Raw genomic sequence first — 11,167 nt, forward strand, 5'->3', positions numbered from 1 at the left:
GGCGGGGGCCCGGCCGCGGCTCCCGCGCCGGTGGGGCCGGCCCTCGGAGTGGAGGCGGTGGACGACGACGGGCCCGGCGCGCGGGTCGTCGGCGTGCACGTACCGGGCCCCGGCTATGCGGCCGGTCTGGTCCGCGGCGATGTCCTGCTCGTGTTCGGCAGGACGCGGATCGACTCCGCGGCGGACCTCGCGCGCGCGGTGGCCGGGGCCCGCCCGGGCCACGAGGTGACCCTGACCGTACGGCACCGCAGCGGCGGCTACCAGCAGCTGGACGTCACACCCGGCGTCGTCACGTGACGACGCGGAAGTGGCTCGTCAGCCGGCCCTCGTCGTCCAGCACGTGGAAGGCGAGCCCGGGCGGGGCCTCCCGGTCGGCCAAGGCCTCGCCCTCCCAGGGCAGCCGCAGCGTCCAGGTGACCCCGGGGCCGACGACGAGCGGGCGCCCGGCGAACGACGTCGCGGCCGGGGTGTGGGCGTGCCCCGTGATCAGCCCGGCGATCGCGGGGCGCCGCCGCAGCAGGGCGGCCAGCCGGTGCGGGTCGCGCAGGCGGTAGCGGTCGGGCAGGGGGTGGTGCAGGGCGACCGGAGGATGGTGGAAGGCCAGCAGGGCCGGCCGGTCGTCGCCGAGGTCGTCGAGCGTCTCCTCGATCCAGCGGTACGTCTCCTCCTCCAGCGCGCCCTCGTCGCTGCCGGGGATGCTGGAGTCGCACATGAGCACCGCCGCGTCGTCGAACACCTGCACGGAGTTGACGGGTTCTGCGGTCGGCGCACCGCCCAGCAGCGCCTTGCGGTAGGCGGCGCGGCCGTCGTGGTTGCCGGGGCAGGTGAGCACCGGGAACGGCGCGGCTTCGCCGGACAGCCCCAGCAGCGCGGCGGCCTCCTCGTACTCGGCCTCCGCGCCGTGGTCGGCGATGTCGCCGGTCACCAGCAGCGCGTCCACCCGCCCCGGCAGCTCCCACAGCGCGTCGCGCACCCGCGTGGCGCGCTCCGTCGCCCGCGCGGTGCCGTCCAGATGCAGATCGCTGATGTGTGCGATGACGAGCACGGCGTACCCCTCCTGTCGGCCGACTCATGGACAGAGGTGATCCCACCACGAGTTCTAATGGTTGGGCAACCCCCATCCATTAGCGCGGATCTCGCAAAGCGGTGGTCCGCCGGGCCTCCCAGCAGCGAGGATGGTGACGTGACACGGTCCCGCCGACCGGCTCGCGCGGCTTCCTCCGCGCGGGCAGGATGCTGCCCGTGGTCACTGCTCGTTGCTCACCGCCCCTTCAGCCGCACACGGAGGCCCGGATGACCGGCACCGCGCCCGCGCCCTTCACCGCCGACGACTACCGGGCCCGGATGGCCCGCGCCGCACGGGCCGCGGCCGACGCCAAACTCGCGGGGCTCCTCGTGGCCCCGGGACCGGACCTCGTATGGCTCACCGGCTACGCGCCGCCCGCCACCACCGAACGGCTCACCCTGCTGGTCCTGGTCCCCGGACAGGACCCGGTCCTCGTCCTGCCCGCGCTGGAGGCCCCCGACGCCGCGCGCGCCACCGGCGCCCCCGCGCTGACCCTGCGCGACTGGACCGACGGCAAGGACCCCTACGCCCTCACGTCCGCCCTCCTCGACGACCGCGGCCGGTTCGGCATCAGCGACAACGCGTGGGCCATGCACCTGCTCGGCCTCCAGCGGACCCTGCCCGGCACCTCCTACGCCTCCCTCACCGAGGCGCTGCCGATGCTCCGCGCCGTCAAGGACCCCGCCGAACTCGCCCTGCTGGCCGCCGCGGGAGCCGCCGCCGACCAGGCCTTCGAGGAGATCCGCACCGTCCGCTTCGCCGGGCGCCGCGAGAGCGAGGTCGGTGCCGACCTCGCCGCCCTGCTGCGGCGTTTCGGCCACTCCCAGGTGGACTTCACCATCGTCGGCTCCGGCCCCAACGGCGCCGACCCGCACCACGAGACGGGCGACCGGGTCATCGAGCGCGGCGACATGGTCGTCCTCGACTTCGGCGGGCTGAAGGACGGCTACGGCTCCGACACCACCCGCACCGTCCACGTCGGCGAACCCACGGACGAGGAGCGCCGGGTGCACGACATCGTGCGCGAGGCGCAGGAGGCCGGCTTCCGCGCCGTGCGTCCGGGAGCCGCCTGCCAGGAGGTCGACCGCGCCGCCCGCGCGGTCATCGCCGGGGCCGGCTACGGCGAGTACTTCATCCACCGCACCGGGCACGGCATCGGCGTCACCACCCACGAGCCGCCGTACATGATCGAAGGGGAGGAGCAGCCCCTCGTGCCCGGCATGTGCTTCTCCGTGGAACCCGGCATCTACCTGCCCGGCCGCTTCGGTGTGCGGATCGAGGACATCGTGACGGTCACCGGCGACGGGGGCCGCCGCCTCAACGACACGACCCGGGAGATGGTCATAGTGGACTGACCCACCGGCGGCCCCCACCCACGACCCGAACGACACGGCGCGACGATGACCCAGGCACCGACTCCCACCGCGGACACCGTCCGCCGGCTGGTCCGCACCCTGCTCCGGGACAGTCCGGAGAGCCGGGCAGCAGCACCCGGCGCAGCGGAGGTCCGGCCCGTCGCGGAGGGCGGCGAGCACTCCACCTGGTGGGTCGGCACCCGCCACGTGCTGCGGCTCGCCCCCGACCGCGAGACCTCCCTGCGCCAGCGCCGCGAACTGCGCCTGCGCGACCTCGCCCGCCCGCACCTGCCGGTGGCCGTCCCCGCGAGCGTCGCGCACGGCGACTGGGCGCCCGGACTGACGTACACGCTGGACACCAGGATCCCCGGCGGCACCGCCGACGAGCACGACGTCTCCGCCCTCGGCGAGGACGACCTGGCCGGGCTGCTCACCGGGCTGCGCGCGGTGCCCGTCCGGCAGGCCGAGACGCTCGGTGTGCCGCGCGCCGCGCCCCGCTCCCTTCAGGCGCTGCGCCGGATGGCCGCGCACTGCGCCGAAGCCCTCGGACAGGCAGACGAGTTCGAGGCCGCGCGCCTGCACCAGCTCGCCCCGCCCGCCGCCGCCCAACTGGCCGCACAGCCGGGCACCGCGGTCCTCGTCCACCACGATCTCAAGGGCGAGCACCTGGTGGTCGCCGCCGACGGCCGGGTCCGCGGCGTCCTGGACTGGACCGACGCGGCGGTGGGCGACCCCGCCGAGGACATCGCGGGCCTCGCCCTGGCCGTGGGCTCGCCCGCCGCCGTACGCGCCGCCACCCTCGCCGGGTACGGGGCCCGCCCGTGTCTGCGCGGCCTGTGGCTGGCCCGCTGCGACACCGTGATCCGTCTCGCCGCCCGTCTGGAGGGCCGCGACGACAGTCCGTTGCCGCTCCTGCGGACCCAGTTGCGCCACGCCTGGGAGGCGATCCTCCTGGAGCGGGTCACGGAGTTCCGCGAGGACGGCACCGACGGCACTGACGGCACTGACGGCGAGGGGGACGGGGAGGGCGGGGAGGAGGCCGCACCCTGACCGGGGGCGGTGCGCTCAGCTCTGCGCCAGGACCACGCACGAGCGGCCGGGCAGGCGCAGCAGGCCGTCCTCGTCGGGCGCCTCGACCGGCTCCCAGGCGGCGAGCACCCGGGTCGGCCGGGCCCCCAGCGGGATCGCCGCGGGCTCGGTGCCGAGGTTCACGGCCACCCGCACGTCCCCGCGCCGGAAGGCCAGCCAGCGCCCCTCCTCGTCGTAGGCGACCCGGGTGGCGGCGAGATCGGGGTCGGTGAGGTCGGGCAGCCGGTGGCGCAGCGCGAGCAGGCGCCGGTACCAGGCCAGCACGCGTGCGTGCGGCTCGCGTTCCGGCTCGGACCAGTCCAGGCAGGAACGGTTGCGGGTCGCCGGGTCCTGCGGGTCCGGAACGTCCTCCTCCGCCCAGCCGTGCGCCCCGAACTCCCGCCGCCGGCCCCGGCGCACCGCCTCCGCCAGTTCCGGGTCGGTGTGGTCGGTGAAGAACTGCCACGGCGTGCCGGCCGCCCACTCCTCGCCCATGAACAGCATCGGCGTGAACGGCGCGGTCAGCGTGAGGGTGGCCGCGCACGCCAGCAGCCCGGGAGCGTCCGCCAGCAGGGTGGACAGCCGGTCGCCCTGGGCCCGGTTGCCGATCTGGTCGTGGGTCTGGCCGTAGCCGAGCAGCCGGTGACCGGCCACGCGGGTGCGGTCCAGCGGACGGCCGTGGTGGCGGCCCCGGAAGCTGGAGTACGTCCCGTCGTGGAAGTAGCCGCCGGTGAGCGTCTTGGCGACCGCGGCGAGCGGGGCCCGCCCGAAGTCGGCGTAGTAGCCCTGGGTCTCGCCGGTCACGGCCGTGTGCAGGGCGTGGTGGAAGTCGTCGCTCCACTGCGCGTGCAGCCCGAGGCCGTGCTCCGCGCGCGGGGTGATCAGCCGCGGGTCGTTCAGGTCCGACTCGGCGACGAGGAACAGCGGGCGGCCGAGGTCGGCGGAGAGGGCGTCCACGGCCGTGGACAGCTCCTCCAGGAAGTGGCGCGCGCGCGTGTCCACCAGCGCGTGCACCGCGTCCAGGCGCAGCCCGTCGAGCCGGTAGTCGCGCAGCCAGGCCAGCGCGCTGCCCACGAGGAAGTCGCGGACCTCGTCGGAGCCGGGCGCGTCCAGGTTGACGGCCGAGCCCCAGGGCGTGTGGTGGGTGTCGGTGAAGTACGGGCCGAACCGGGGCAGGTAGTTGCCCGAGGGGCCCAGGTGGTTGTGCACCACGTCCAGGACGACGCCCAGACCCAGCTCGTGCGCCCGGTCGACGAAGCGCTTCAGCCCCTCCGGGCCGCCGTACGGCTCGTGCACCGCCCACAGCGACACCCCGTCGTACCCCCAGCCGTGCCGGCCGGGGAACGGGCACACCGGCATCAACTCCACGTGCGTGACGCCGAGTTCCACCAGGTGCTCCAGGCGCGCCGCCGCCGCGTCGAACGTCCCCTCGCGCGTGTACGTGCCGACGTGCAGCTCGTAGAGCACCGCGCCGGGCAGGGGGCGCCCGGCCCATCCGGCGGCACGCCACGCGTGGCGCCCGTGGTCGACGACGGCGCTCAGCCCGTCCGGGCCGTCCGGCTGCCGCCGCGACCGCGGATCGGGCAGCACGGGGCCGTCGTCCAGGGCGAAGCCGTAGCGCGAGCCGTCCCGCGCCCCGGCCTCACCGCTCCACCATCCCGGGCGCTCCGGATCACGCTCCAGTGCGCGCGTGGCGCCGTCGCACTGGAGTGTCACACGGCCGGCCTGCGGTGCCCACACCTCGAAATGCACGGACGGTTCCCCTTCGTCTGCTCACCGTGATGGCGTCCTCCATGGTCCTCCATAGGAGATCAATCCGCTTTTGAAACCACCCTTTTGCGGCGGGTGTCGTGAGGTCCGCACGCCCCGGGGCCGCCTTCGGCGTTTCCTGGACACCCCGCATCGGGTGTCCGACAATCAGCAGCGTGACGTCGTCCTTCGAGTTCCACCCGTACCCCGCGCGGCTGTCCGACACGGAGCGCGACCGGGCGCTGAAGGTGCTGCGCGACGGCGTCGCGGCGGGCCGGCTCTCGCACGACACGTTCCTGCGGCGCATGGAACTCGCGCTGGCCGCCCGCCGCCCGGACGAACTCGCCGTGCTCACCTCGGACCTGTCCGCCGAGGGCCGCCTGTCCCGCATGGTGTTCGGCACGGTCGAGGCCGTCTCCGGCTTCTCCGTACGGCTGCGCCGGGCCTGGCAGGCCGAGCGGCTGCCCAAGCTGCTGCTGCCGCACCCGGACAGCGGCCGTCCGCTGCGCATAGGCCGCGACCCGGCGAGCGGCCTCAGGCTGAACCACGAGACGGTCTCCCGGGCCCACGCCGAGCTGGTCCACCAGGGCGGCCTGTGGATCCTGCGCGACCTGGGCTCGACCAACGGCACGACCGTCAACGGCCGGCGCGTGACCGGCGCGGCCGTCGTCCGCGAGGGCGACCAGATCGGCTTCGGGCAGGTGGCGTACCGGCTCTCGGCGCACTGAGGCGCACTGAGGCGCACCGAGAGGCACTGAGGCGCTGCGGGTCACCGAGGCGCACCGGGACGCACCGGGACGCACCGGGAGATGCTGAGGCGTCCGGACGGGCGGGAGGCCGCGCGGCGCCGCTCCCGTTCGGGTGAGCCGGACTGCGGTCCCCGCGCCGGGGTGCCGATACACCGGCCATGACCCACTCCATCACCAAGGCGGCGAGCCGGTGGCTGCGCCGCGGCCTGCCGGTCACCGCGGCCCTGCTCCTCGCGGGGGCGGTCCCGGCCCAGGCGGCCCAGTCGTCCCTCCGGCACGCCGACCGCAGCGACTGGCTGTACGTCACCGTCACCCACGGAGACACCCGTTCGGGCGGCGACACCCGCGGCACCCTGCTGCTGTGCGACCCGCCCCACGGCCACTCCCGCGCGGCCGAGGCCTGCGCCGAGCTGCGCACGGCGCGCGGCGACATCCGCGGCATCCCGCGCAAGGAGGTGTTCTGCTCGATGATCTACGCCCCCGTGACCGTACAGGCGCGCGGCGAGTGGCAGGGACGCGCGGTCGACTACACGGAGACCTTCGCCAACGCGTGCGAGATGAACGCCCGGACGGGAGGTGTGTTCGCGCTGGACGGGTGAGGAGCGCGCACCGGCGGGGCCGGGCACGGACAGGCGACGGCCGTGCGAGGGGGGGGCGCGCCCCCTCACGCGCTCACGTCACGGGCGTGGCGGGCCGTCTCCACCACCGTGCGGGACTGGTGCTCGACCTGGTGCTCCAGCGGCACCCAGCGGGCCCGGAAGCGGTCCGCGAAGGCCCTGCTCCAGCTCGCGACGAGCTGTTCGAGGCCCGGCGCGGCACGGTCGTCGGCCTCGCGCAGCACCCGCAGCAGCATCGCCGCGGCCCGCAGCGGCAGCCGGCGGCCGAACGCGTCGACGCTGCCGACGTAGGCCATCGTCGTGTCGGCGGGCGGGGTCTGCGCCCAGTCCGCCGCCAGTCCCGGCACCAGGCCCAGCCCCCAGCGCGCCGCGCGCAGCAGCGGCCCCTCGGCGCCCCGCAGCCGGGGCAGCGCGTCGGCGAGCACCAGGTCCACCTCCCGGGCGTCCCGCAGCAGCCGGGACGCCAGCCGCCGTATCGCCGCGTGCGGGGCGGGGTGCGGGGCCGGGTCGTCGACCAGGTCGCTCGCCCACATAGGGACCTCCACGACCGCCGTCAGACCACCGTGAAGGTGGGCGTGGTACCAGGTGCTGAGGCGGGCGTCGTCCGGCAGGCTCGGGTACGCCAGCGCCGAGCCGGGCGCCGGCATCACCCGTACGCCGGGTCCGGAGACCGGCCAGCCCGCCGCGTCGCAGGCCCCCGTCTCCACCGGGATGTGCAGCTCCGCCGCCGACTTGGCGAAAGGTTCCGCCAACCCGGGGACGTCCCGGGTGAGCTGCACCCAGCTGCCGCCCAGCTCCGTGCCGTGCAGCGTGACCTGGAGGTAGGGCCGCAGCGCGTCGATGACGCCGGTCAGCGCCCGCGTCTCGGGCGGCAGCCGGTCGGGCGGCAGCACGGACGGCGACCACTCCGGCTGCTCGGACCCGGCCGGGCGGAAGAAACCGAGGTGGTAGTCGAGCAGGCTGCGCGGGGCCGGCGTCACGTGCAGGCTGGCCCCGTCCGGGTCCGCGCAGAGCAGGAAGTGCCAGGAGGTGCCGGCGCGCAACTCCCGCTCGCTCAGCACGCGGTGGGCCAGTGCGAGGAGAGTGGAACCGCCCGTGGGCTCGTTGGCGTGCGCGCCGGCGACCACCAGGACGGCGCGCCGGGCGTGGCCGACGGACAGCAGGTGCAGCGGCCTGCCCGCGCGGGAGGCGCCGACCTCCTCCAGGGAGCACAGGGCCGGCCGGCGCGCGGCCAGCGACCGGGCCGAGGCCACGAGTTCGGGAACACTGTGATAGCGCGGCTCCGGCAGAGGACTCACCCCCGTACTCGTCCGCCCGGCTTCGCATCCCGCAGTACCCCACGGCCGGTGAGGACTGTCAAGTAGCCGCTCACCGGCAGTCCCGGCGAACCTTCCGGCCCGCTCCGCGCCCGCCCCCGCCCGGACGGTCAGTCCACCCGTTCCAGCAGGGCTACCGGAAGTGTTTCGAAGAGGTCCTCCGCGCGCGCGTGGGTCTCGAAGGCGCGGCCCGGGGTCAGCACGTCCGCCCATCGGCCCGGGGGCAGCGGGAGCCGGGTGCCGCGCCAGCCGCCGTCCTCGGCCAGGCGCAGCGGGAGGCGGGTGACGGCCGTGACCGCCTGCCCGGAGCGGGCGAACGCCGTGCAGTGGTCCGCCGCCGGGCCCTCGGCCCGCAGCGGGTCGTACGCCGCGGCGGCGCCGAAGGCCTCGGGGCGGCGCGCGCGCAGCCGCAGCGCCGCCGCCGTCACCGCGCCCTTCGCGCCGGCGCCGGCGGGCGGCAGGTCCACGGGCCGCCGGTTGTCCGGGTCGACCAGGGCCCGGTACTCGGCCTCCGTGCCCTGGTAGAGGTCGGGTACCCCCGGCATCGTCAGGTGCACCAGGGCGGTGCCCAGCACGTTGGCCCGGACGTACGGCTCCAGCTCGGCGCGGAAGGCGGCCACGCGCCCGCCGGGCGGCCCGCACGGCCCCTCGGCGACGAACCGCTCCACCGCCTCCTCGTACGGTGCCTCCCGCTCCGTCCAGCTCGTGTACAGGCCCGCCTCACGCACGTGCTTGAGCAGCGCGGGCCCCACCCGCTCCGCGTCCGCCTCCCCGAGGCCGAACACCGTCTGCCAGGCCGCCCAGGCCAGTTGCGCGTCGGGCGCGCCCTCCCCGGCACCGCTCACCTCGGCCAGCAGCCGGGCCCAGCGTCCCGGGCACTCGGTCAGCACGGCCAGGGCCGCCCGCACGTCGGCGCTGCGCTTGGTGTCGTGCGTGGAGACGACCGTCCCGGTGACGGGCCAGTCCCGCTGCACGCGCGCGCAGTACGCGTGGAAGTCCTCAGGGGACACCGCCGGGCGGCCCGGGTCGCCGCCGACCTCGTTGGCCGACAGCAGCGGCACGTACCGGTAGTACGCCGTGTCCTCCACGGACTTCGCGCGCAGCGCGGAGGCGGCCTGCGCGAACCGGGTCCGCAGCTCCACCGCGTCCGGTCCGGCACCGGCCCGCCCCAGAACCAGGTCGCGTACGACGTCCACGGCCCCGCCCTCCTCGGGCACCGTGAAGGCGAGCCTGGCCGCCGCGGCGGCGTCCTCGGTGACCACCGAGGCGGCGTCCACAGAGGTGTACGGCCGGTACACCTCCAGGCGGACCAGCAGTTCCTGGAGGGCGGTGCGCAGGGCCCAGGGCGCGCGGTCGCGCAGGGCCGGGTCCGGCGCGGACGAGCACACCCGGTCCGCCACCCGGGTCAGCCGCTCGGTCTCGGCCGCCAGCTCGTGCGTGATCACCTTGTACGCCGCCCGCCGCACCGTTGCCGCCCAGTCCCCGCCGCGGTCGGTCTGGGGGGCGGCGAAACGCCGGTAGTGCTCCAGCAGTTCACCGGCGCCGGCCGGGTCGGTGAACAGGCCGTCGACGTGCCGCAGGGCGTCGTAGCCGGTGGTGCCCGCGACCGGCCAGGAGGGCGGCAGGTGCTCACCGGCGGAGAGGATCTTCTCCACGACCGTCCACCGCCCCCCCGTCGCCTCGTGCAACCGGTCGAGGTAGCCGTCGGGGTCGGCGAGGCCGTCGGGGTGGTCGATCCGCAGCCCGTCGACCACGCCCTCGCGCAGCAGCTGGAGGATCTTGGCGTGGGTGGCCTCGAACACCTCCGGGTCCTCCACGCGCACGCCGATCAGCTGCGAGATGCTGAAGAAGCGCCGGTAGTTCAGTTCCGTCCGGGCCAGCCGCCACCACACCGGGCGGTACCACTGTGCGTCCAGCAGCTGCGGCAGCGGCAGCCCCTCCGTGCCCGCGCGCAGCGGGAAGGCGTGGTCGTGGTAGCGCAGGACGTCGCCGTCCGCCTTCAGGTGGTCGCTCTCCTCGCCGAGCGGACCGCCGAGCACCGGCAGCAGCACCTTGCCGCCCTGCGCCTGCCAGTCGATGTCGAACCAGCGCGCGTACGGGGACGCGGGCCCCTCGCGCAGCACGTCCCACAGGGCGGGGTTGTGCCGCGGGACCATCGCCATGTGGTTGGGCACGATGTCCACGATCAGGCCGAGGCCGTGCTCCCGCGCGGTGCGCGCCAGCGCGCGAAGGCCCTCCTCGCCGCCGAGTTCGCCGCGCACGCGCGTGTGGTCCACGACGTCGTAGCCGTGCGGTGAGCCCGGCACGGCCTCCAGGACGGGGGACAGGTGCAGGTGTGAGACGCCGAGCGACGCCAGGTACGGGACGGCCGCAGCGGCGGCCGGGAACGGGAACGCGGGCTGCAGCTGGAGCCGGTAGGTGGCCGTGGGTACGACGGGTACGGGGTGCTCGGGTGTCATGCGATGCTACGTACCCGCCCGGCCGGGTTTCGTGTCATCCGTCCGTCCACGTGTCCCCGCGCGCGTGGCTAGCGTCGGACGATGACCACACCGGGGCGGCGCAGCACACTGGAGACCTACCGTGACGTGATCGGCCTGACGGGGCCGCTGCTTCCGGTGGTGTCGTTCCTCGGGCGGCTGCCCACGGCCACCATCCAGTTCGGCAGCGTGCTGCTCGTCGCCCGGACGAGTGACTCCCTGGCCGCGGCGGGGTTGACCGGCGGGGCACTCGCCCTCGGGCAGGTCTCCTGCGGGCCGCTCGTGGGTCGTCTCGCCGACCGGCACGGCCAGCGGACGGTCGTCCTCCTCTTCGCGTCGGCCAACGCGTTCGCGGTCACCGCACTGGTCGCCGGGGCGCTCGCGGGCCTCAACGGGCCGGTGCTCGCGCTGCTGGGCGCGGGCGCGGGGGCGACCGTACCGCTGATCGGCCCGCTGGCACGCGCCCGTCTCGTCGCCCTCGCCCGCCGGGCCGCGGTCCCCGACGCCACGGTGGGGGCGGCGCTGTCCTTCGAGAGCACGCTCGACGAGATCTCCTTCGTCCTGGGCCCCGCCCTGGTGGGAGTCGCCTCGGTCCTCGCGCACCCGGCGTACGCCCTGGGCGGGGCGGCGGTGCTGGTGGCCGTGTGCGGCACGGGCTTCGCCCTGCACCCGACGGCCACGGCGACCCGCCCGGCCACGGCGCCCGGCCCGGCCACGGCGCCCGGCCCGGCCACCGCGCACGGCCCGGCCACCGCGCACGGCCCGGCCAC

The 11,167-nt window shown here is 75.7% G+C and carries 9 protein-coding genes and 1 pseudogene; 6 read left to right on the plus strand and 4 right to left on the minus strand.

All coding sequences use genetic code 11. From position 1 onward, the window contains the following. Positions 1 to 297, plus strand: a 297-nt coding sequence (locus tag ACFC02_RS39400; protein WP_376367315.1) for a PDZ domain-containing protein, incomplete at its 5' end; no start/stop codon positions are given. Here the strand turns inward: ACFC02_RS39400 and ACFC02_RS39405 are convergent. Further along, complete coding sequence (locus ACFC02_RS39405; protein WP_376367317.1) at positions 290 to 1,045, minus strand: metallophosphoesterase; 756 nt, start codon at positions 1,043 to 1,045, stop codon at positions 290 to 292. The two genes, ACFC02_RS39400 and ACFC02_RS39405, sit on opposite strands and share 8 nt — an antisense overlap. A gap of 248 nt (positions 1,046 to 1,293) precedes the next feature. Here ACFC02_RS39405 and ACFC02_RS39410 point away from each other — a divergent pair, with 248 nt between their 5' ends. Together ACFC02_RS39410 and ACFC02_RS39415 are read left to right on the plus strand one after the other, a co-directional pair. Further along, positions 1,294 to 2,421 carry an aminopeptidase P family protein gene (locus tag ACFC02_RS39410; RefSeq protein WP_376367319.1) on the plus strand — a complete coding sequence of 376 codons (1,128 nt, stop codon included), beginning with the start codon at positions 1,294 to 1,296 and terminating at the stop codon, positions 2,419 to 2,421. A 45-nt stretch (positions 2,422 to 2,466) separates the two neighbouring features. Beyond that, complete coding sequence (locus ACFC02_RS39415; protein WP_376367321.1) at positions 2,467 to 3,471, plus strand: aminoglycoside phosphotransferase family protein; 1,005 nt, start codon at positions 2,467 to 2,469, stop codon at positions 3,469 to 3,471. 15 nt (positions 3,472 to 3,486) lie between these two features. Here the strand turns inward: ACFC02_RS39415 and treZ are convergent, their stop codons facing one another. Continuing rightward, positions 3,487 to 5,241, minus strand: coding sequence for a malto-oligosyltrehalose trehalohydrolase (treZ, locus tag ACFC02_RS39420; RefSeq protein WP_376367323.1), 1,755 nt, complete (start codon positions 5,239 to 5,241; stop codon positions 3,487 to 3,489). Positions 5,242 to 5,414: 173 nt separating this feature from the next. Between treZ and ACFC02_RS39425 the strand changes: the two genes are divergently transcribed. Both ACFC02_RS39425 and ACFC02_RS39430 read left to right on the plus strand, forming a co-directional pair. After that, the gene (locus ACFC02_RS39425) at positions 5,415 to 5,966 is read left to right on the plus strand and encodes an FHA domain-containing protein (RefSeq protein WP_376367326.1); all 552 of its coding nucleotides are present in this window, start codon (positions 5,415 to 5,417) and stop codon (positions 5,964 to 5,966) included. Between the two features lie 179 nt (positions 5,967 to 6,145). Continuing rightward, positions 6,146 to 6,586 carry an SSI family serine proteinase inhibitor gene (locus ACFC02_RS39430; protein ID WP_376367328.1) on the plus strand — a complete coding sequence of 147 codons (441 nt, stop codon included), beginning with the start codon at positions 6,146 to 6,148 and terminating at the stop codon, positions 6,584 to 6,586. Positions 6,587 to 6,651: 65 nt separating this feature from the next. On the opposite strand, the gene ACFC02_RS39435 is transcribed toward ACFC02_RS39430, so the two are convergent. Further along, positions 6,652 to 7,902, minus strand: coding sequence for a M14 family zinc carboxypeptidase (locus tag ACFC02_RS39435; protein ID WP_376367331.1), 1,251 nt, complete (start codon positions 7,900 to 7,902; stop codon positions 6,652 to 6,654). Between the two features lie 128 nt (positions 7,903 to 8,030). Beyond that, positions 8,031 to 10,379 carry a malto-oligosyltrehalose synthase gene (treY, locus tag ACFC02_RS39440; protein ID WP_376367333.1) on the minus strand — a complete coding sequence of 783 codons (2,349 nt, stop codon included), beginning with the start codon at positions 10,377 to 10,379 and terminating at the stop codon, positions 8,031 to 8,033. A gap of 81 nt (positions 10,380 to 10,460) precedes the next feature. On the opposite strand from treY, the pseudogene ACFC02_RS39445 reads away from it, so the two are divergent. Further along, positions 10,461 to 11,167: pseudogene (locus ACFC02_RS39445) on the plus strand (MFS transporter); the annotation flags it as partial.

Origin of the sequence: Streptomyces sp. NPDC056160 (assembly GCF_042268205.1) — a bacterium.
Taxonomy (GTDB): domain Bacteria; phylum Actinomycetota; class Actinomycetes; order Streptomycetales; family Streptomycetaceae; genus Streptomyces.